The 21,731-nt window shown below is 36.6% G+C and carries 18 protein-coding genes and 1 pseudogene; 10 read left to right on the top strand and 9 right to left on the bottom strand.

Going from position 1 to position 21,731, the window contains the following annotated elements; translation table 11 throughout:
* Positions 1-23: 23 nt before the first annotated feature.
* Positions 24-2,087 (bottom strand): BglG family transcription antiterminator, encoded by a 2,064-nt coding sequence (locus KI338_RS08080; RefSeq protein ID WP_212920489.1) that lies wholly within the window; start codon positions 2,085-2,087, stop codon positions 24-26.
* A gap of 245 nt (positions 2,088-2,332) precedes the next feature.
* On the opposite strand from KI338_RS08080, the gene tkt reads away from it, so the two are divergent.
* Complete coding sequence (gene tkt, locus KI338_RS08075; RefSeq protein ID WP_212920488.1) at positions 2,333-4,333, top strand: transketolase; 2,001 nt, start codon at positions 2,333-2,335, stop codon at positions 4,331-4,333.
* Between the two features lie 150 nt (positions 4,334-4,483).
* Here tkt and KI338_RS08070 read toward each other — a convergent pair whose 3' ends face one another.
* From KI338_RS08070 to KI338_RS08060, 4 genes and pseudogenes are all read right to left on the bottom strand, one after another.
* Positions 4,484-5,260 carry an aldo/keto reductase gene (locus KI338_RS08070; RefSeq protein ID WP_212920610.1) on the bottom strand — a complete coding sequence of 259 codons (777 nt, stop codon included), beginning with the start codon at positions 5,258-5,260 and terminating at the stop codon, positions 4,484-4,486.
* Between the two features lie 389 nt (positions 5,261-5,649).
* Positions 5,650-5,772, bottom strand: a complete 123-nt coding sequence (locus KI338_RS17835; RefSeq protein ID WP_280530739.1) for a hypothetical protein — start codon at positions 5,770-5,772, stop codon at positions 5,650-5,652.
* Positions 5,772-5,974 (bottom strand): annotated as a pseudogene (locus KI338_RS08065) (helix-turn-helix transcriptional regulator). The gene KI338_RS17835 and the pseudogene KI338_RS08065 overlap by 1 nt, the downstream one beginning before the upstream one ends.
* Before the next feature lie 255 nt (positions 5,975-6,229).
* A complete protein-coding gene (locus KI338_RS08060; protein ID WP_212920487.1) occupies positions 6,230-6,976 on the bottom strand; it encodes a hypothetical protein in 747 nt (248 codons plus the stop codon).
* Positions 6,977-7,211: 235 nt separating this feature from the next.
* Between KI338_RS08060 and KI338_RS08055 the strand changes: the two genes are divergently transcribed.
* The 9 genes from KI338_RS08055 (at position 7,212) to KI338_RS08015 (ending at position 17,137) form a co-directional block, all read left to right on the top strand.
* Positions 7,212-8,993 carry a methyl-accepting chemotaxis protein gene (locus tag KI338_RS08055; protein WP_244853488.1) on the top strand — a complete coding sequence of 594 codons (1,782 nt, stop codon included), beginning with the start codon at positions 7,212-7,214 and terminating at the stop codon, positions 8,991-8,993.
* Between the two features lie 483 nt (positions 8,994-9,476).
* Positions 9,477-11,609 carry a BglG family transcription antiterminator gene (locus KI338_RS08050; RefSeq protein WP_212920485.1) on the top strand — a complete coding sequence of 711 codons (2,133 nt, stop codon included), beginning with the start codon at positions 9,477-9,479 and terminating at the stop codon, positions 11,607-11,609.
* Between the two features lie 12 nt (positions 11,610-11,621).
* Positions 11,622-12,068: a PTS sugar transporter subunit IIA gene (locus tag KI338_RS08045; protein WP_212920484.1), complete on the top strand. Its 447-nt coding sequence runs from the start codon at positions 11,622-11,624 to the stop codon at positions 12,066-12,068.
* A complete protein-coding gene (locus KI338_RS08040; RefSeq protein ID WP_212920483.1) occupies positions 12,065-12,334 on the top strand; it encodes a PTS sugar transporter subunit IIB in 270 nt (89 codons plus the stop codon). The genes KI338_RS08045 and KI338_RS08040 overlap by 4 nt, the downstream gene beginning before the upstream one ends.
* Positions 12,335-12,350: 16 nt before the next feature.
* Entirely contained in the window at positions 12,351-13,646 is a 1,296-nt protein-coding gene (ulaA, locus tag KI338_RS08035; protein WP_212920482.1) for a PTS ascorbate transporter subunit IIC, read from the top strand.
* Between the two features lie 165 nt (positions 13,647-13,811).
* Positions 13,812-14,804, top strand: a complete 993-nt coding sequence (locus KI338_RS08030) for a phosphotriesterase family protein (protein ID WP_212920481.1) — start codon at positions 13,812-13,814, stop codon at positions 14,802-14,804.
* 86 nt (positions 14,805-14,890) lie between these two features.
* Positions 14,891-15,613, top strand: a complete 723-nt coding sequence (locus KI338_RS08025) for a creatininase family protein (RefSeq protein ID WP_212920480.1) — start codon at positions 14,891-14,893, stop codon at positions 15,611-15,613.
* 79 nt (positions 15,614-15,692) lie between these two features.
* Positions 15,693-16,409: a KDGP aldolase gene (locus KI338_RS08020; RefSeq protein WP_212920479.1), complete on the top strand. Its 717-nt coding sequence runs from the start codon at positions 15,693-15,695 to the stop codon at positions 16,407-16,409.
* The gene (locus KI338_RS08015) at positions 16,409-17,137 is read left to right on the top strand and encodes an SIS domain-containing protein (RefSeq protein WP_212920478.1); all 729 of its coding nucleotides are present in this window, start codon (positions 16,409-16,411) and stop codon (positions 17,135-17,137) included. Before KI338_RS08020 ends, KI338_RS08015 begins: the two co-directional genes overlap by 1 nt.
* Before the next feature lie 153 nt (positions 17,138-17,290).
* On the opposite strand, the gene KI338_RS08010 is transcribed toward KI338_RS08015, so the two are convergent.
* From KI338_RS08010 to KI338_RS07995, 4 genes are all read right to left on the bottom strand, one after another.
* Entirely contained in the window at positions 17,291-18,256 is a 966-nt protein-coding gene (locus KI338_RS08010; RefSeq protein ID WP_212920477.1) for a Gfo/Idh/MocA family protein, read from the bottom strand.
* Entirely contained in the window at positions 18,253-18,939 is a 687-nt protein-coding gene (locus KI338_RS08005) for a hypothetical protein (RefSeq protein WP_212920476.1), read from the bottom strand. The genes KI338_RS08010 and KI338_RS08005 overlap by 4 nt, the downstream gene beginning before the upstream one ends.
* 70 nt (positions 18,940-19,009) lie before the next feature.
* A complete protein-coding gene (locus KI338_RS08000; protein ID WP_212920475.1) occupies positions 19,010-20,077 on the bottom strand; it encodes an ABC transporter permease in 1,068 nt (355 codons plus the stop codon).
* Positions 20,074-21,591, bottom strand: coding sequence for a sugar ABC transporter ATP-binding protein (locus KI338_RS07995; RefSeq protein ID WP_212920474.1), 1,518 nt, complete (start codon positions 21,589-21,591; stop codon positions 20,074-20,076). The genes KI338_RS08000 and KI338_RS07995 overlap by 4 nt, the downstream gene beginning before the upstream one ends.
* Positions 21,592-21,731 lie beyond the last annotated feature (140 nt).

Raw genomic sequence — 21,731 nt, 5'->3', positions numbered from 1 at the left:
CCCACTTCCTTTTGCCAATTAGTTCAATCCTTGGAATAGTGTTGAATGATCTCAACTATTTCTTGAACTGAATTGGCGTTAATTAATTTATTACATTCCTTCTCAGAACCAACCAAATTCATGAGTTGCATTAAAGCATGAATATGCTGTTGCTTGTCCACCGCTGAAATAGCAATTATTAAATAGATGTCATAATCATTCGTATAGGAAACACCATCCCGGATTCTAAGAAAGCTCATTCCAACCTGCTTAGCACCATCATCTGGAGCAGCATGCGGAATAGCAACACCAGGTGCAATTACAATATAAGAGTCTTCCTCACAATAGCGGAGCATTGCATCAACATATCGAGGTTCTATAATCCCTTTTTTCAACAGCGGATTTGCACCTAAACGAATAGCTGTTTCCCATGAATCTACCGAATCAACTAGAGTAATAGTATCCGGATTGATTAAATCTTCTAAATTCAAATCATTCCCAACGTAATGATGTGTAACAAATTTCCCATTTTCATTTAAATCCAAGTACTGTACTAAAGACTGCTTTAATTCCGCTTCCTGATGAATCGTCGCATAGTTAGCAATTAACTCCAATAAGTAATCAATATTAACACTTTCAGGAACATAGCCATGAATACCAAGCATGACCTGTTTCCGAAGACGATATTTTTCTTCTTTTCCTAGAAAAGCCTTTGTCACAAATAGTTTCTTATTTGTCTCCAAATTTATCGGGGAAAAGATAACATCATATTCTAAAGGATATTTTAAGAACTCTCGCACCGATAAAAAATCAAGAAAAATAAACTCAGGAAACAATTCTCTCAGCTCATTAAACATAAGCCTTGATACAGAAATGCCTTGTGGACAAACGACAACAGCCTTTACTTTTTTATCAATGCTTTCCCCTTGACGATCCATCCATCCGCCAATAAGCATTGTTATGAAAGCAATTTCATTATCAGGTATCTCTGAACCTATCAATTCACGAAGTGGTCCAATTGAACGTTTTACTAAATGGTGTAGCTCCTTGAACTCTCTACTTAGAGAACCTTGAAAAAGGATGGTATCTGTAAGATGATACTTAATTCGATAATAAGCTGGCTTCAAATGCTGTAATAGCTTATCTAACAGTTGATCTCGATCCCGCAAATAAACACAAGCACTCTTTTCAAAATGCCTTAGCATATTATCGATTGCAGGTAAGAGGTTCGTCATCAGATCATCTTCCAATATTTCTGATGAAAAAATGTTTGTCGTGAGAATATGAAGCGTTATGAATAAGCGATCCGATAACGGGATGTCTTCCATATCGTATAAAAGCTCTTCGGTCGCCTTATATTCTTTAGTATTTGAAAGCTCCTCATATTCAATTGAAAATGCTTCCATTTGATGGCCCTTTTTAATTCGTCTTAACAGTAAGATCAAGACGTATGGCATCATATCATGCTTCTCATCGGTGAATTTTAGGTTGAGTTGATTTTCAACCTTTTCCACACGCAACTTGAATTCATTTAATTCATCAGCTTTTATATTGGCTATCTTTTGTAACCAGCTTTCCCCACCACGTAATTGCAGGATTTGAAATGTCATATACATAAGCAGTTTTCGAATTTGGAATTCCTTTCCTTCAAGTACATATCCAAATTTTCTCGAATAACGAATCACTATATTGTATTCGTGCACATAGGTCTGTGCCTGCTTTAAATCATTTAGAACGGTGTTTTTACTCACATCCAATTCATACGTAAAATGATTAAGTGACAATTCTTCCTCTGAACTTAGAAGCATCATTAGAATAAAGTGCACTCTTTCATCTTCCCTCAAAATTGTTCGATTGACTTTCTTAGAAATCGCTTCCCAATTTCCACAGAGCTTTGTTAATATAGCTTGATCAATTACAAAATGACCTTGTCTTGTTCTTTCAATTGCCGGGAGATCATGACCCTTCAGCCATTCATTTATTTTTGTAATGCCGTACCCGAGTTGCCTTCGGGTTAAGCTATATTTCCTTTCAAGCTCCATGCTTGTCATACTAGGATAACTCATTAAGTCATCTAAGATTCTTTTATATCGATCACTTAGTATCACTTCTATCTCCCCTTGACATGTATTATTGTAGCACCTATTATACACGTTTTGTATCCGTTTTCATCCCAATTTACCGAACAATCTTTGTACAATATTGTGATTTACAATATTAATCAAAGTATTTACATTAATTATTCACAGTTTTGTACAACATAGGACTTGTTATTCGACATATTTCGTTTTACTATTTGATTATGAAAGCAATTTCATAAAAACTAGTAAATTAACAAAGGAGATTATTAGATATGGCTAATGCTATTGAACAACAATCAATCAATACAATCCGTACACTATCCATAGACGCTATTGAAAAGGCAAACTCTGGTCATCCTGGATTACCAATGGGGGCTGCACCAATGGCATATACACTTTGGACAGATTTCATGAAGCACAATCCGAAAAATTCCAAATGGTTTAATCGCGACCGTTTTATTCTTTCGGCTGGTCATGGCTCTATGCTACTGTATAGTCTTCTCCACCTGTCTGGATATCAAGTATCGATTGAAGATATTAAGTCTTTCAGACAATGGGGCTCTAAAACTCCTGGACATCCTGAAGTGAATCACACGGATGGTGTAGAAGCTACAACTGGACCTCTTGGGCAAGGAATTGCGATGGCAGTAGGAATGGCAATGGCAGAACGTCATCTCGCCACTAAGTATAATAAAGAAGATTTTAATATTATTGATCATTTCACCTATGCTTTAGTTGGGGATGGTGACCTAATGGAAGGTATCTCTCATGAAGCAGCCTCTCTCGCAGGACATCTAGGTCTTGGTAAAATCGTAGTATTATATGATTCAAATGATATTTCACTAGACGGTGATTTAAACCGTTCCTTCTCTGAAAATATTCAAGAACGCTTCCAATCCTATGGCTGGCAAACCCTATTTGTGGAAGATGGAACTAACTTAACAAATATTAGAAAGGCTATCCAAGCAGCTCAAGAAAATACAGAGCAACCAACATTAATTGAAGTCAAAACTGTAATTGGTTATGGTTCACCAAATAAGTCTGCATCTGCTGCTTCACATGGTGCACCACTTGGGATCGATGAAGTAAAACTCACGAAAGAATTTTATGGTTGGCAACATAAGCCATTCGAAGTTCCAGAAGAGGTATATGCTGATTTTAACGAGAAGATTGTCGTTGCAGGTGAAAAAGAAGAGGCTAGCTGGAACAATTTATTTGCTAACTACGAAGAAAAATACCCAGAGACTGCTAGAGAACTAAAAGGCATTATAAATGGGGAGCTACCTGAAGGCTGGGAAAAATCTTTACCGGTATTTGAGCCTGGTGTCGATAAGCTTGCAACACGAGATGCTTCTGGTAAAGTCATCAACCAAATTGCTAACACAGTCTCAAACTTCATAGGTGGAAGTGCTGACCTAGCAGGTTCAAACAAGACAACTATTAATAATGAAAAAGACTTCTCTCGTCATGACTATACAGGCCGAAATATTTGGTTTGGTGTACGTGAATTTGCAATGGGGGCTGCCTTAAATGGGATGGCACTTCACGGAGGACTAAAGGTATTCGGTGGTACATTCTTCGTATTTAATGACTACTTACGTCCAGCAATACGTTTAGCGGCTTTAATGAATCAACCAGTGACTTATGTACTTACTCACGATTCAATTGCAGTTGGTGAAGATGGTCCAACCCATGAACCAATTGAACATTTGGCAGCGTTACGTGCAATGCCTGGACTTTCAGTGATCCGCCCAGCTGATGCAAATGAAACAGCTGCTGCCTGGCGTTTAGCAGTCGAATCAACTGATACACCGACTGCGTTAGTTCTTACAAGACAAGCACTTCCTACTTTAGAAGGGACGAAAGAACATGCTTATCAGGGCGTGAAAAAAGGTGCCTACATTATTAGCAATTCAGAAAAGGAAGTACCTGATGCTATTCTATTAGCAACTGGTTCAGAAGTTCCTTTAGCTATGCAGGCACAGGATGCACTAAAGGAAAAAGGGATTGATGTACGAGTAGTTAGCATGCCATCTTGGGATCGTTTTGAAGCGCAAGATCAAGCGTATAAGAACAGTATCCTCCCAACGGAAGTTAAAGCACGAATTGCCATTGAAATGGGATCTACGTTTGGTTGGGAGCGCTATGTTGGTCTAGAAGGAAAAGTATTAGGTATTGATCGTTTCGGCGCATCAGCTCCTGGTGAAAAAATAATTGAGGAATATGGATTTACTGTAGAAAATGTCGTGAAAACTGTAGAAGCAATCTTATAACGTTATAAGAGGTTCTCATTATATTAGAAAATCCCAAGAATCGTTCATGTTCATTCTTGGGATTTTTTATTTTATTCTAATAACTATATATTCATATCTACATACCATTCAAATCAGGAGTTATGTACAACTCTCCCCTGAAACAAGCACCTAAAAATCATCTGGATTTGATCCACTACGATCATTTATATTCAAGCTGTCAATTTTTTTCATATCTTCGTCTGATAAGACAAAGTCAAAAATAGTTGCATTCTCTTTAATACGTTCTGCACTAGTCGATTTCGGGATGGTAATTACATTATGTTGTATATTCCAGCGAAGGATTACCTGAGCTGGTGATTTACCATATTTCTGTCCGACTTCAATTAATGTAGGTTCTGTTAATAATTTTCCACGCTTTAACGGTGACCATGACTCAAGTTGAATATTTTCTCTTTCACAATAATTTTTTAGCTCTTTTTGTGTTAGATGGGGATGATATTCAACCTGGTTAATTACCGGCTTCACAGAACAGTCCTTTAGAAGGCTCTCTAAATGATGTACATGGAAGTTACTTACACCAATTGCCCGTACTCTTCCCTCTTTATATAATTTTTCTAATGCTAGATAAGTTTCTATATATTTTCCACTTACTGGCCAGTGAACCAAATATAAATCCAAATAATCCAAACCTAGCTTTTCGATACTTTGCTCAAATGCTCTAAGTGTCGATTCATATCCTTGTTCGTCATTCCAAACCTTTGAAGTAATAAAAATTTCCTCACGCGGGATGCCAGACTCCCGAACACCTTGACCAACACCACGTTCATTATTATAGAAGGAAGCAGTATCTATACTTCGGTAACCAACTTCAACTGCAGTGCGAACAGCTCGAATAACTGTATCTCCCTCGTCTACCTTATAAACACCAAGACCAAATCCTGGCATTTCAATACCATTGTTTAATACTACCTTATCAGATAAGCTTGTAATCAATTTAAATTCCTCCTATGATCTTATCTATAAAAGCTTTTACTTCCTTGCCATACTTTCCATTGAATATATGGTGACATAGACCCCCTAACCGCTTATTGTTAAAGGTATTTCTCCTTCAAAAAAGTAATGTTTAAAAAGAGAATAGCAAATTATAGCTAATAACCTCTCCTTATTTTGGCATCATACTAAATATAAAACTAAGTTGTATAAATAATAGCAAAATACCTATCCTCACGATACTAATTATCTGTGAATTTCCAGTGAAAGCAGAATAAAACATTAATCCAAACAATCAAATAATCAACCTAAGATTTACCAGCCTATGTAACTTAATAGACCTTTTAATATGACAAATCTTTTCCCGTCATTAATAAATTTGCCGAAACTGTTTGAGTGTTATAGCCGAAAATTAGTTTGTGTAATCCATATACACTCATTAGTGTATAAATTACAATCATTTTCATTACAATTCCACCTCATTAAAAATGAAATTTTTTTCAATTGGCTCTTGAAATACATTAGCAATTTTTACCGCTATCAATAAGGATGGCATATATTCATTTCTTCAATTAAACTAACCGTTTGCCTAGAAATTTTCGTTCTCTTGGCTAGCTCTGTTTGATTCAATCCATCTCTTGCTCTTAGTTCTTTTAGTCGGTTCTTCACTCTATCACCTCACAGCCATTGTAAATGATAGTTTTAGTCAATAATTCATAAAGAGTTGATACATATTTAACTTGTCAGATATGTATCAACTCTTTATTTTTAAACGATCACAGTGTTAGCAAAATTAACTCTTTTAATTAAAAATACAAGTATTATAGTTATTTTCAAGACATAAACTGCATCTGCTTTTTCTCCAGCACATTTGCTTAACAACAAAAAAAATAGCCCCCACATTCCGTAGCGGCTATAATGATTTTACTTCTTAGTAAAATCAACTTCGTTTAATCCACTAATACCAATCTGTTGACCATCTTCCAAGGTTACAGTTATTTGTTTTACTCCCATTTCACCTGTTGCATCTAGTATTTCATTTGTAGTTGGCACTCCAAGATTATTATATATGAAGAAATTTCCCGATCCACTAGGTGTTGTAACATTATATCTCCCTGCTTTAATATCTAGTCCAACTATCCATGTACCTGTTGTTAGCTTGTTAGATAACTTAGTCTTCGCAGGAGTAAAGGTTACAGCGTTTAGTCCGGATATTTCAATTTCTTGTCCATCTTTTATGTCTGTCGTAACATTCGGTACACCCATATCAGCACTTTTATCGAGAATTTCATTTACTACTGGCAAACCATCCTCATCATAGACAAATAAATTTCCTGTACCCTCACCCGTTATCACATAACGACCTGCTGGAATATCAGTACCCACTGTAAATTTTCCTGCATTAAGTGTCGTCTCCTTCGCTGACGAATTATCACGCTTTGCTGCCGCAGATTCTTCCTTTGTAGTATCATTATCTTCATTTGTTCTATTATTGTCTTTTGTTTTATTGTTAGTATCATTAGTAGTTTCTTCTGTTCCAGTATTGGTAGTATCCTTATTATCTTCGTCATTCCGACCGGCACTAAATATGATAATGAGTAGAACAATAACCACAATTAACCAAAACCACCATCTCTTATAAAACGGTGCTTTATTCTCATCATTAGCCAATTCTATTCCTCCTTTTTATTTTAGTATGGATGTTTTTTTATTGTTATTACATTAAATATTGTCACGAAATAAATTGTTAGATAGTTATTATTTAACAAAATAGTAGTTATTTACTAAATAATCATTTAATTATATATCGTTTATAGGTATAATGTTCTAAAGAAGTAAAAAAATGTCGAATTATGAATTGAGGTTGAGTTAGTTTACTATTCGAAAGGAGATGATTGAAGTGAAAATGCTAACTCAAATAAGATTTAAACTTCCTTTTATGATGGCTTTGTTACTAATTATTCCAATGTCAATTGTCGGCTTACTTAGCTTTAGCCAGACGAAAGTACTAGAGCAGGCTGTCATCTACAAAGAGGAAATGGAAAATATTGGAGGGAAATTTAAGAAGGTTTTTCTTGAATATGAGAAAATTATCACGGATATTGCTGCTATGGAAGAGTTGGATTATCAATCCTATACCTATAGTAATGATAAAAAAGATGATATAGCAAATATGCCGAATATTAATGACCCAGTGAAGACAGCCTTCTATGAAGCGTTTTTAAAAAACATCGAAAAGCAATATGATTACTTATTGAATACATATTTTGCAACATTAGAAGGTGAATTTTATCTTTCTAATATACCTCCTGTTGAAGTTGATTTGTCAGAGTTTGATCCAAGACAGCGGGAATGGTACATGAATGCCGAGGCAGCTGATGGTGATATCATTTGGACTGAGCCATACATGGACACCGGCACTGGAAAATCAACCATTACTTTGGCAAAAGCAATGGTTGATGAAAATGGAAAGATTGTTGGAGTTGTAGGTTTAGACTTTGATATGCAAAAGCTGGCACGTTTAGTTCGGATGCAAATTATAAAAAACACATCTATTATTGGCGGCATTTCACTTCTAATAGGAATATTTTTTGTTTATTTATTTGTTCGTCGCTTTAATCGTAGCCTAAGCAAGATCCAGCATGGCATGGAAAAACTAGCTACTGGTGATCTAAGGACTGAAATTGTCGAAACAACTAGTAAGGATGAATTAGGACAATTATCATCTAGCTATAATAAAATGCTTATAAATTTAAAGGAATTAGTTACTAACGTTATTCAGACTTCAGAACAGGTAGCAACTTCCTCTGAACAGTTAAGTGCAAATTCTGAGGAAACTTCTAAAGCTACTGACCATATTACTCGTTCCATTCAAGAGGTAACAGCTGGTACAGATGACCAGCTTTCCAAGATGAAACTATCAATGGATTTTGTGCATAGAACATTGCACGATGTTAATGCAATCCAGAAAAGCTCACAAGCTGTTTCCTTAACATCAGAAGGGAGTTCGATTCAAGCAAGGAAAGGTAGAGATATTATTCATCAAGCTGTAGAACAAATGCATGCTATAAGCGACAATACGAAGAACACATCGACTATCATTTATGATTTGGAAGCTCGTTCCAAAGAAATAGAAAAAATCCTATCAATCATTAATGATATAGCAAATCAAACAAATCTACTTTCATTAAATGCTGCAATTGAGGCAGCAAGAGCTGGTGAACATGGAAAGGGATTTGCAGTTGTTGCTGATGAGGTTCGCAAACTAGCAGAGCAGTCTAGTGAATCTACAAAACAAATTTCCCAAATCATTAATGAAATTCAACAGCGGACTGGAATGGTCGTGGATTCCATGAAAACAGGAGAAGAAGCAGTCGGTAAAGGTACGGAATTAGTGCAAACTGCTGGTGATACATTCATAAATATCTCAGACTCCATTGATGACATTGTTCAAAAAATGGGTGATGTCTCCAAAGCAATTACGCAAATTAGTATAAACACGGACGATTTAGTGACATCCATGGAGAACGTTTCGAATATATCTGAAAAGACGTCTACCTACATGCAAGAGGTAGCAGGAGCAACCGAAGAACAAACTGCCTCCATGCAAGAAGTCTCATCTGCAACAAGGCTACTAGCCGACATGGCAATAGATTTACAAAACCTTGCAGAACGATTTAAGATTTAAAGCAGTTTTATTCGGTAAACATTCTACCTCTTAATATAACTTTGTCGAAAGAGTCCATTTCAGTTAGCAAGCTGAAATGGACTCTATATTATTTTGTCGAACTTAAGTGTTCCCATGATAATTTTACATTTAATTTCAAATTAAGTATCCCGAACAACTATAGAAAGTTATTAGGGTCACATAACTTCGGGTGTATTTAGTATCCTATCAAAATCATTAGCTATTCCCAATGAATCGTCCAATTTACCCAATAGCTAGTATCTCATTTATAATTAATACCTACAGTAGTTATTCCCGTCCTTGCATTTATTCAAAATCGACTATAGACAACAAATTTGGGGAAGTCTAAGGAACCCACCCATATTGCAGTCCAATTTTGCAAATTCGGTTGTGATTGATTTGGTCTTACTCCTTAAACCATATCGGTCTATAATTTGGGTATAGGACATACTACTTATGAACTATTGAATTAGGGGGATAATAATGGATCAACGTAGTATGGCAGTTTTTAATCAGTTATTGCAAAGGGATTCATATATTTCTGTTCAAGAGCTTGCTGAAAAATTAAACGTGTCGCGACGCACCATTTATAATGATCTCGATAAAATAAATGATTGGTTAAAGGATCATGACTTACCAGAGATTCAACAGGTTAGAGCTCAAGGATTGTATTTAGATGAGCTAACAAAAAAAGAAATATTGAATAGCTACTCCTTCTCGGAAATATCATATTATGAATTTTCCCCCGATGAAAGAAAAGCTTGGATATATATCCATATTGTTGGACAGAACAAGCCCTACTTTTTAGAGGATGTTCGGGAATTATTTCAAGTTAGTCGGAATACAGCACTTGATGATATTAAGCGGTTAAAGAATGACCTAGCTGCTTATAGGCTACAGGTTACAACAGAAAGAAAAAGTGGATACCAGATAATTGGAAATGAAGATGATATTCGTAGGGTACTTATTTATTTCTTATCTCAGGTAATTCCAAAGGAAGGCTGGTATGGCCTAACTGCGGACTTAGAAAACGCTACAAAGGGTAGGAAAGACCGTGCTCTTGAGCCTTACAAAATATTTGACGTTCCACTACTAAACCTATTACGAAAACTTTTAAATGATTATGAACAGCGATATATGATAGAACTTACTGATGACATTTTAAATAGTATCGTGGTTTGGTTTCACTTTTTCATCAAACGAATCATGCAGCAGGCATTTGTTGAGGTTGATTCGATCGAAAAGGAAATTATTTGGGAAACCGATGAATACGTAGGAGCAGACTTCCTATGTAACAGTATTTCTGAAAGCCTAAACATGCAGATTCCAGCAAATGAGATTTACTATTTTGCGATGTATCTTCTTAGTGCCAAAGTGAATTACAACTCTAGCCCAAAACTAAAAGGGGAAGAAAAGAAGGCTTTGCGAAATGTTGTGGAAAAAATGGTTGCCGATTTTCAATTATATGCAGCCATTGAATTTCAAAACCCTGAGCAGATGATTCAAAATCTATTGTTACATCTGAAGCCTGCTTACTACCGAATTAAGTATGGGATCGATGTTGAAAATACGTTACGAGAATCCGTAATGAATAATTATCCAGAAGTATTTCACATTACGAAAAAGGTAGTCCATCACTTTGAGGACGTCATTGGGAAGAGAATAAATGATAATGAAGTCGCCTTTATTACCATGCACTTCGGTGGATGGCTACGTAAAGAGGGAGTAACACTCGATAAAACACGAAAAAAAATGTTAATCGTCTGTACTAACGGTCTAGGTACTTCACGACTTCTAGAAAGTCAACTGGAAGGATTGATTTCCGATGTACAAATAGTCGGTGTCACCTCTTTAAGGGATTATGAAAAGATGGCTTTAAATGTTCATTTTATCGTATCGACTATTCCTCTTCCAGATAAAGGTGTACCAGTATTTGTCGTAAATCCCGTCTTAAATAATGAAGATAAAGAACAGCTCTTAAAGAGAGTAAATTCTTTATTTGAAAATTCATCAAAGCAACAGATTTATTCTGTTGATACAGTAATGGATATTGTCGGGAGATATGCAAAAATTGAGGATTCAGAAGCTTTATCGAAAGAGCTTAGAAGGTATTTCTACTCACCGAAAAACACGGAAACAGAAATGATGAAGCCAAACTTAAGTGAGCTACTTCCAGAGGAACGAATTTCGTTTAAAAAACAGATTTCTAGTTGGGAAGAGGCAGTTCGCTACGCTTCTATGCCATTATTAAAAGAAGGCTTCATCAATGAAAACTATATTGAAAAGATGATTCAAAACATCATCAAGCTAGGACCGTATGTGGTTATCTCCGATAATTTCACTTTACCACATGCAAATCCGGAGGACGGTGTTCTCAAAACAGGTATGAGTATGCTACTTCTGGAGAATCCAGTTGACATGCTAGGGAAAAAGGTAAGCGCTTTTGTTATATTAGCGTCTCGAGACAATGAGCAGCATTTAAGAGCTCTACAGCAGCTAACCAAGCTACTTACTGACAAGGAACATAAAAAAATTATGATGAGCACCACGGATAGAAGTCGTATATTAAGCCTAATTCAAGCTTATTCGACTACTCAGATTAACAACAAGGAGTAGGTGTAAAAGAAAATGAAGTTTTTAGAGGAAAACATTGTTAAGGTTGGTGTGGAAGTAGCCGATGCGGAAAGCGCAATAGAAGCTGCTGGCAACCTTCTTTTTACCCAAGGACTAGTAGAAAGGTCCTATATTGAAGCTATGAAGAATTCCTTTAAAGAAAATGGGCCTTATTTTGTACTTGCGCCGCAAATCGCAATTCCACATGCAAGACCAGAAGATGGAGTAAACGAGGCTTCTGTTTCGATGGTCCAGCTAAAGAATCCAATTAAGTTTGGCCATGCATCGAATGATCCGGTGCGTCTTGTATTTGGATTAGGTGCATCTTCAAGTGATGAGCATTTAACATTACTACGAGAATTAACAAGCCTATTAAATAATCAGGAAAATGTAGAAAAACTAACAAATGCTAAAAGCTATGATGAAATTAAGAACATTTTAGAAATGGAGAGATTAGGATGAAGATATTAACAGTATGTGGATTAGGACAAGGAACTAGCTTAATTTTAAAAATGAATGTGGAGCAAGCTCTAGCATCTAAAGGAATTAGTGCTGATGTGGAACATACAGATGTTTCTACAGCATCTAGTATGTCTGCAGACTATATCATTACTAGTAACGAGCTAGCTGAAAGTCTAATTGGCCATAGCGCAAAAGTTTTCATCGTAAATAACTACTTTGATATGGATGAGATCAATAAAGCTATTGATGAAAATATCGCTGGTTAAATAAGGGGGAAAAATAATGGATGTAATTTTTTGGATTGCCACAAACATTTTTGGACAAGCAGCAATACTACTTGGTGCAATCGTCCTTCTAGGGCTATTACTACAAAAGAAGAGTGCCAGCCAAGTTATTAGTGGAACCTTTAAAGCCATAATTGGATTTTTAATCATTAGTGCAGGTTCAAGCGTTATTGTAGGTGCATTAACTGTATTTGAACCACTATGGAAAGAGGTTTTCAACCTTTCAGCTGAACCACTTAAAGATTTTATGGGTCAGGAAAAATTCAATGCTAAATTCGGTAGTGCCGTTACTTTGGCAATGACACTTGGATTTATCATTAACGTTATATTAGCTAGATTTACGAAATTAAAATTCATCTATCTAACTGGACACATGATGTTCTGGACAACTACTATTTTTGCAGGAATTGTTGTTCAGGCAGCTGGAGACGTTTCATTTGGTAAACTAGTTATCTTCCTAGCTATCTTTATGGGTCTATACTGGACTATTCAGCCAGCATTAACGCAACCAATCATGCGTAAAATAATGGGAAATGACAATATCGCATTAGGTCATACGTCTGCATCCGTTTCTTTACTTGCAGCACTAGCTGGTAAATTTTTAGGTAACAAAGAAAATGATTCTGAAAAGATCAAGTTACCTAAAGGCTTAGAATTCTTAAGAGACTCTAACGTTATTACAGCACTAACAATGGGATTACTATTTTTAGTCGGTGCAATTATTATTTCCTTTAAGAACACTCCAGGAGCACAGGAACTTGTAGCTGCTGCAGGTGATCAAAACTTTATCGTTTATGCGATTATCCAATCATTCACTTTTGCTGCTGGTATTGCAGTAGTATTACTTGGGGTACGTATGTTTATCGGTGAAATGGTCCCAGCATTTAAAGGGATTGCAACTAAAATCGTTCCAGGTGCAAGACCAGCACTAGATAGCCCAGTTGTATTCCCATTCGCTCCAAATGCTGTTATCTTAGGATTCTTAGGTTCATTTGCAGGAGCATTAATTTGGTTAGTAGTTTTAGGTAATACGGTAAGTTATATCTTCGTTCCAACAATGATCGTATTATTCTTCCACTCAGCTACAGCTGGTGTATTTGGTAACGCTACTGGTGGTGTCCGTGGTGCAATACTTGGTGGATTTATCACATCTACTGTCGTAGCTTGGGGACAATTTATCATGGTTAAAATGTTACTTCCTAATACTGTTCCAGATACAGCGATGTGGGCAGCAGATTCAGACATGTTTATTTTAGGTCCAATTGTTAAATTCTTAGCACAGCTATTATTCTAAAGAATATTAATTGCGGGGAGGTGTTTTTACTTCCCCCTTTCCATTGGTGAATAAATAGGAATGACCCTGATACTTTCATCAATTCTAATTGGGTGTCAGTTTTTTTAGAAAGAAATGCTTACATGATGTTTGAAGACAACAAGAATCTATATAGGAGTGATTGATATGAGTTTTATTAGAACATTTCATGGAGATATAGACCCATCAGAATTAGGTTTTACGTATTCACATGAGCATATTGTTTGCAGACCTCCATATTGGGTAGAGCATAAGGCAGACGACTTACTACTTGATGATAAAGAAAAATCAAAATTAGATGTCTTAGATTTCAAAAATCTAGGCGGACAAGCAATTGTAGATGCAACTGCAATTGACTATGGACGTGATGTTCAAGCAGTAAAAGAAATTGCTGAAGAAACTGGTGTAAAAATCGTTGGTACTGCTGGCTTTAATAAAAGCTTTTTATGGGATGCTAAAATTCCTGAGCGCCTAAAGAACGTTATTGGAGATTATGATACGTACCATGAATGGATCGATGCAAAATCCATCAATGAACTTGCTGATTTTGTAATCAAAGAAATTGAAGAGGGCTTAGAAGGCACTACAATTCGTGGCGGCCAAGTTAAATTTGGTACTGGCTATAACCGAATTACTCCTTTAGAGGAAAAAACATTACGTGCAGTTGCAAGAGCTCATCATGAAACAAAGGCTCCTCTACATTCTCATACTGAGGCAGGTACAATGGGATTAGAACAAATTGAACTACTTAAAAGCGAGGGAGTTAATTTAGAATACATCAGTTTCGGTCATATGGACCGTAACCCAGATCCATATTACCATGAACAAATTGCTAAAACTGGTGCACTTCTTTCATTTGATGGTATTTCTAAAATTAAGTACGCACCGGAAAGCACCCGTATTCAATGTATCTTAGACCTTGTTGAGAAAGGCTATGAGGATCAAATTTTGGTAAGTGGTGATACCGCAAGAAAATCCTATTATAAACACTATGATTTCGGATTAGGTCTTGAGAATATCATTGGTAAATGGGTACCGCGTTTTATAGATGAAGCGAATAAAAAAGGCTTTGACGGCAATAAGCTAATCGATAAATTCTTCGTTCAGAACCCTGCACGTTGCTTTGCATTCAAGAAATAAGGTCACTAAGAAAAGCGGAAAGTGCACGGAGTCATCTGTGTATATCGTTTCTATCAAGAAAAATTTAGGCTGGACGGTGAAAATTTATGGAATTCCAATATGAAAACTCCTTTGAAGTAAAGGAAAAAATTAATCAATCCAAAATTGCAATTTTACCTATTGGAGCAGTTGAGGCACATGGTCCCCATTTACCATTAGGAACTGATAATTTACTTGCTGAAAGACTTTCACAAAAATTAGCAGAGCGTGTGAACGGTTTTGTACTACCAACCTTACCATATGGTCAGGTTTGGAGTCTTCGTAATTTTCCTGGAAGTATCAATGTAAGTAATGAATCTCTTATTAGTTTTCTAGTCGATATAGGTGAAAGTTTATTTAATCAAGGCTTCCGAACTTTTGCTATGGTAAATGGTCATTTAGGAAATCAAACAGCATTAAAAGAGGCTGCCAGAGTTCTATATGAAACATGTCCAGAAATGCGCGTGTTCTATTTCTTCTATCCAGGAATGAATAAGGCAGCAGCCGAAGTCCGAGATAAGAAATCGGCACACAACGCCTATTTTCATGCATGTGAAATCGAAACATCTTATATGCTCTATCTAGCTCCAGAATACGTAGACATGAGTAAAGCACTATCAGAAGATCCGATTATCTCTATGGCAGCTGATTTCACCCCAACTCCTTGGGAAGAATTCACAGAAACAGCTGTACTAGGCGATGCTAAACTAGCAACAGAAGATAAGGGTAAATACATTGTTGATATCGCTTTAGAGAATATGGTTAAAATGATTGACGAATTAAAAGGATAAGAGCTGTAATAGAGGGGAAAGGTTTTAACAATCTTTCCCTGTTATACATTAGAAACTTAATAAGAAGGTGTGAGTGGGAATGAACGATAAACTTTATGGGAAATTTTTATTTAACTTTTTAGCTAAAGACCAGAAGAATGCTGAAGCTGTTATGGAAGCTGGAAAAGGCTTTGTCGTACCAGGTATAACGGCCGATAAATTTAATACAGTGGAAGAAGCTGCTGAAAAAGTAAAAGAATTAAAAACGGTAACAAATATGGTTAGTATTGGACTTGGCGGTGGCGGTAACACAGCCAATTGGAAGAAGGTTCTAGAAATTGCAGCTGCTTCAAATCCTGGTCATATCAACCAGCCATTTGAAACAGCAACCTATTCAAAAGGTTATTTAGATGGAAACGGAACCCCAAAGCAATTAGTAAATGCGCTAATTCAACCTACTGGCGAAGTTGGTAAAATCAAATTAGCTAATTCAGGGACAATTCTAGCTGTTGAAGAATTCATGGAAGTTGCTTCAGGTTTAGGAATTGAAAGCATCAAAATGATGCCAGTTAAAGGTACACAGCATCTAGAAGAGCTTATCTACGTAACAAAAGTGGCTAGTAAAAAAGGTATTCGTGGTGTCGAACCTGCTGGTGGAATTAGTGCAAGTAATATTAAAGAAATTATCCAAGGTGTGAAGGACATCGATATCGAATTCTTCATGCCACATATATTCGGTACTACCATTGATAAAGAATCTGGTGAAACAATTCCTGAAAAAGTACAAGAAATCTTAAACGAAGTGGAGGGGTTATAATGATTCATGATTATTTTCATAAAATCAGTGAATTATTAGCAACGGTTGAAAAAGAACAATCAATGAATATGAAGCAAGCTGCTGAGAAGGTTGCAGAAGCCATTCAGCAAGATGGTGTTATCCACTTATTCGGTTGCGGACATTCCCATATCCTAACAGAAGAAGTTTATTATCGCGCAGGTGGGCTTGTTCCAATCCATCCTATCTTACATGAACCATTAATGCTTCATGAAGGAGCTGTTCGCTCTTCCTCCCTAGAACGAAAAAATGATTATGCGAAAACATTTATGGGTGAACAGGACATTCGCAAAGGCGATGTTGTATTTGTCATCTCCACATCAGGAAGAAACCCTGTACCAGTTGATGTTGCGCATATTGCTAAAGAAAAAGGTGCCTACATCATTGGAATTACTTCCATCGAGTATTCTAGCAGTCAACCATCCAGACATACGAGTGGTGAACATCTTTTCGACGCAGTAGATTTAGTCATTAACAATCATGCACCAGTCGGAGATGCGCTCTTATCTCATGACAAAGTAGAAGTCAAATTTGCTCCAAGCTCAACTGTAATTGGTGCAACTATTTTAAATGCAATTCTGGCTGAAGCTGTTGGCATAATGGGAAGCTCCGGATTTACCCCACCTGTTTTTCTAAGTGGCAACATCGAAGGCGCAGACCAGCATAATGAAGAACTAATAAAGAAATATAGTGACCGAGTTAAACTGTAAAAGAAATTGGGTATCAATTATTCCCAGCTATTACATTTTCTCGACGAAACAGAGTAACCAAGATGAAACCGCATGAAATCATGCGGTTTTTTCTATGTATAGCCCTTATTATGCATTTAGTCAAAGAGCTATATCCATTGCGAAAAGTTAATTCTATCTCGAAAAATTGCAGGCATTTTCATATGCGGTTAGAGCGACTTCTAACGCTTTTAATCCGTCATGACCTGTTATGGTAGGGGAATTTCCTTGTTTAATGCAATTGACGAAGTCTTTTATTAATTCAAAGTCTATATCACTTCCGTATAGGACATGAGTCAAAGATTTCCTTTCATTTGAAAACAGCCGAAAATACTCACCAAAGCCATCTGCTTTCACTGTTTGTTTTGTCCCTATAACTTCAATTGTAGCATCTCCCCAGGTTGGATATTCTGGAAGCCGAGACCAGCTAACATCATGGGAGGCAATGACCCCATTTTCAAATTCTAATGTAAGTAACCCTGCATCGTCTATATCTCCATTTTGAAAAAAAGAATCCAGAATCGCGTCGACCTTAACAACCTCCATACCGAGGTACCAGCGCATAATATCAACCATATGTACAGTATGATCAAGAATAGCCCCACCACCACTTTGTTCCTTATCTACAAACCAACCACCTGGATATTGCCCGCGATTTGTTGAACGAAAAGCAACGATTTCTCCAAGTTCACCGTTGTCAATTAACTGTTTTACTTGTTGAATGGCGGGACTAAAACGCACTGGAAAAGCAATTTGTAAGGTCACTCCACAATCAGCACAAACATCAATCATCGCTTGAGCATCCTCAATAGTAGTTGCAATTGGTTTTTCACACAAAATATGTTTACCTGCCCTAGCAGCATTTATAACCATTTCTTTATGTCGTATATTCTCACTACAAATAATGACTGCATCCATTTCCTCCGCAAGAAATTCCTTTTGGTCCCCAAAATGGATTGTCTCGTATTTGATTGCTGCCTCCTTTCCACGAGAAACGTCATCATCAAAAATACCAACAAGTTCTACTTCCTCTAGCTTCAATAAACAATCTGCATAGCTATATGCATGCATATGTGCAAAGCTCATTATTCCAATCTTCACGACTCATCCCCTCCTACTAATGACCGATATCTCTGGAACTCTTCCCATACCAAATCTAACCGTTTTGAACTCTCCAAAATAGACTTTATATCATACTGTAACGTTATTGGATGATATAAACTTGGCTTCACTGGATTCACTTCTTCACTATGAAATTCTATTATTTTCCTAATGCCACTCCATTCAAGCTCAACAAATTCTTTATCAGAAAACGTATAATCAATCTGTGCCATTGTTCCACAAACATAACGAATTAATACAATAACATGTGCAGGCACTACTCCCAATCGACTGTGCCTTATAACCACTTTCTCTGTTTCTCCGAACATAGAAGCTAGCACACAAAGATCACTTAAGATAACAGCATTATTCTTCACACTATCTACCATTCTACGTAACCGAAAAACTCCCTTTGGAGTACCTTCTTCCAAGATAGTCTCCTTTGTCCGTTGGAAAAAGGGGTATTGCAGAAGTTCATGATAAGCTTTGACATTATTTCCCTGAATAGTATCTATCACCGTAGCAGGGACATACACATCATATTTTTCTAAGCCACTTAATGAAAGCTTATCTACATCAAGAACCACTATCTCCTTCCCATCCAGAGAAAGAGAATCAACTACTCCGGCTGTTTTTGAGCTAGCAGCAATTCGATTCCATTTTGCAAAAACGACATTCTTCATTCGAACTCCCTCACTATCCACCAAATTAATAGAATAATGGGGCTAGAAATTATTCCCCACCCCATTAAAATTACGCAGTTTTCTCTTTTCTTTGTAATAGCACAGCTACAATTACTATAACTCCTTTAAATGCTTCACGAAGGAAAGGTGGTACACCGAACAAGTTTAATAAATTATTCATTACCGCAATAATGAGCATCCCATACACTGTACCAAGAATATACCCTCGGCCACCAAGCATATTCGTTCCACCAACAACAGCAGCGGCGATTGCATCCATTTCCATCCCTCTTCCAGCATTAGAAAAATCCATGGAACCAATACGTGATACCTGAATAATAGCCGCAATTGACACTAGTAATCCCATTAATGCATATACACGAAGCTTAACCTTATTGACATTAACACCAGAAAGCTTTGCCGCTCTTTCGTTCGATCCAACCGCAATAATCTGTCTTCCAAAGGTAGTACGCTTGGATACATAATAGAGGATTGCCGCAATTATTGCCCAATAAATGATAGGCATAATCATAAGATTACCTATTTTAAAACTAGAAATTTGCAAAAATTCTATAGGCACTGTCGTATTATAGCCTTGTGTAAAATGCTGTGTAACACTTCTAAAAATCATCATTGCACCTAAAGTTGCTATAAACGGTGGTACCATACCTTTCGTAATTGAAATACCAATTAATGCACCCAATGCATATCCAAATGCTAACACCAAAACAATCGTTAGTAGGATAGCTGGGGCACCAGTAATTCCTACCATACCCAAAATACCTTGTGTGCCTGTATCCAATAGGTACATTGCAAATGCACCAGTGACTACTAATGTTGAACCAACTGATAAATCGATTCCACCGGTCATAATGACAAATGTCATTCCTAAAGCTACAATTCCAACGCCAGCATTGTTACGTAAAATATTAATCCAGTTACTGGTCCATGCTTGGAACCACTCACCAAAGGAATTAAAATCAAAACCTAAGGTTAATGTCTGTAATACTACCATAATAATAAGTGCAATCAGAATACTAAATAACGGGTCATTTGACCACTTGTTTTTAAACCACTTCGTGAAACTCTTTTTCAAAGGGTTTATATCATCATAGTTTTCTTTCTTATTTGGAATCATTGCTGGTACACTCCCTTCTCTTCCCCAAGCTCCCCACCAGTTGCTAAGCTCATTATTATCTGTTCATTCATCATCTCATCACGAACCTCACCTTTAATAACTCCATGGTACATGACAAGTGCCCGATCACATACGCGAATGATCTCCTGTGCTTCACTGGATAATACAATAATTGCAATATTTTCTTCTGCTAATTTCAAAATGATATCGTAAATATCTTCCTTCGCCCCGACATCAACACCCTGGGTTGGGTTATCTAGTATAAGCACCTTAGGGTTTGCTGCTAGCCATTTCGATAGGACAACCTTCTGTTGATTTCCACCTGATAGACTCGTAATGTTGTCCGTCATTTTGTCCATTTTAATCCGTAAAGCTTCCTGTTGCTCATTAAATAGCTGTTCATGTCTTGTTGTATTGATAATGCCACGGTTAGAAAACATCGGCCAAGTTACTATTGAAGCATTTTCGATTATATTCATATCCTTGATAATGGCATTTTCTTTTCGATTTCTAGGAAGATAGGCAATTCCTTCTTGAATAGCATGGTACGTGTCCTTAATCGTTACTTCTTTTCCTTCTAAAAAAATCTTTCCAGATTCATAGCTATTTGCACCAAATATTGCTTGAAACAGTTCACTACGACCATCTCCGAGAAGTCCCGTTATCCCAACAATCTCTCCAGCATGAATGGAAAAATGAATATCCTTAAAGTGACAATTGTCCGTTAATCTTTCAACTCGTAGAACTTCCTTATCCTTTTCTTGTATGTTGTTTCTTCTTAAGGATTCCGTTCTTACATCAAACCCTACCATATAGCTTGCTAAATCCTTATTTGTCACATCACTTACATTTCCAGTTGAAACTAAAATTCCATCTCTTAAGACGATATATCGATTACAGATTTCCTTTACTTCGTTTAACTTATGCGAAATAAAAATAATTCCAACATTATTCTCTTGTAAGGTTCTCATCATCGCAAATACTCGTTCAATTTCTGTTTCCGTTAATGATGTTGTAGGTTCATCCATAATAATGATAGAGGCATTCATCATCATCGCTCTACAGATTTCTACTATCTGTTTGTAGGAAGCATCCAGATCACGAACCATTGTATTCGGGTCTAGCTTTACATTCATCCGTTCAAATATCTCGACGGTTTTATCATACATTTGCTCTAAATCAAGAATTCCTCTTTTTCTTTTAATCTCCCGACCTAGAAACATATTTTCATAGACAGGTAGATCATTAATTAAGTTTAACTCTTGATGAATAAATGCAATTCCTGCTTCTAAGGAATCAACAGGAGTTTCAAATTGAACCTCCTTATCATCAATTAAAATAGATCCAGAATCCATCCGAACAACTCCACCTAATATGTTCATAAGTGTGGATTTTCCAGCTCCATTTTCGCCAAGCAATGCACAGATTTCCCCACCCTGTACAGAGAAAGTGACATCCTTTAAAACATCATTGCTGCCAAAGGATTTTCTAATCGTATTCATTTCTATTTTCATGTAATCACTTCCAGACTAATTTTAAAGCGAACATTGTAGCAGTTCCTATGTTTAAAAAGAGAGGCTACAGCTAAGCCATAACCCCTCCTTTTGGTGCAATCGAATTAGAAAACTTGGGATTTGCTGATTTAAAATATCTT

This window comes from Ornithinibacillus bavariensis (genome assembly GCF_018333235.1).
GTDB classification, from domain to species: Bacteria; Bacillota; Bacilli; order Bacillales; family Amphibacillaceae; genus Ornithinibacillus; species Ornithinibacillus bavariensis.
This window is presented reverse-complemented; position numbering and strand designations above follow the sequence as displayed.

Bases quoted from the DNA above. Each gene is read 5' to 3' on its own strand.
- tkt (WP_212920488.1), top strand. From the start codon at position 2,333: ATGGCTAATGCTATTGAACAACAATCAATCAATACAATCCGTACACTA.
- KI338_RS08070 (WP_212920610.1), bottom strand. From the start codon at position 5,260: ATGCCAGGATTTGGTCTTGGTGTTTATAAGGTAGACGAGGGAGATACA.
- KI338_RS17835 (WP_280530739.1), bottom strand. From the start codon at position 5,772: ATGAAAATGATTGTAATTTATACACTAATGAGTGTATATGGATTACAC.
- KI338_RS08055 (WP_244853488.1), top strand. From the start codon at position 7,212: ATGCTAACTCAAATAAGATTTAAACTTCCTTTTATGATGGCTTTGTTA.
- KI338_RS08050 (WP_212920485.1), top strand. From the start codon at position 9,477: ATGGATCAACGTAGTATGGCAGTTTTTAATCAGTTATTGCAAAGGGAT.
- KI338_RS08045 (WP_212920484.1), top strand. From the start codon at position 11,622: ATGAAGTTTTTAGAGGAAAACATTGTTAAGGTTGGTGTGGAAGTAGCC.
- KI338_RS08040 (WP_212920483.1), top strand. From the start codon at position 12,065: ATGAAGATATTAACAGTATGTGGATTAGGACAAGGAACTAGCTTAATT.
- ulaA (WP_212920482.1), top strand. From the start codon at position 12,351: ATGGATGTAATTTTTTGGATTGCCACAAACATTTTTGGACAAGCAGCA.
- KI338_RS08030 (WP_212920481.1), top strand. From the start codon at position 13,812: ATGAGTTTTATTAGAACATTTCATGGAGATATAGACCCATCAGAATTA.
- KI338_RS08025 (WP_212920480.1), top strand. From the start codon at position 14,891: ATGGAATTCCAATATGAAAACTCCTTTGAAGTAAAGGAAAAAATTAAT.
- KI338_RS08020 (WP_212920479.1), top strand. From the start codon at position 15,693: ATGAACGATAAACTTTATGGGAAATTTTTATTTAACTTTTTAGCTAAA.
- KI338_RS08015 (WP_212920478.1), top strand. From the start codon at position 16,409: ATGATTCATGATTATTTTCATAAAATCAGTGAATTATTAGCAACGGTT.
- KI338_RS08005 (WP_212920476.1), bottom strand. From the start codon at position 18,939: ATGAAGAATGTCGTTTTTGCAAAATGGAATCGAATTGCTGCTAGCTCA.
- KI338_RS08000 (WP_212920475.1), bottom strand. From the start codon at position 20,077: ATGATTCCAAATAAGAAAGAAAACTATGATGATATAAACCCTTTGAAA.
- KI338_RS07995 (WP_212920474.1), bottom strand. From the start codon at position 21,591: ATGAAAATAGAAATGAATACGATTAGAAAATCCTTTGGCAGCAATGAT.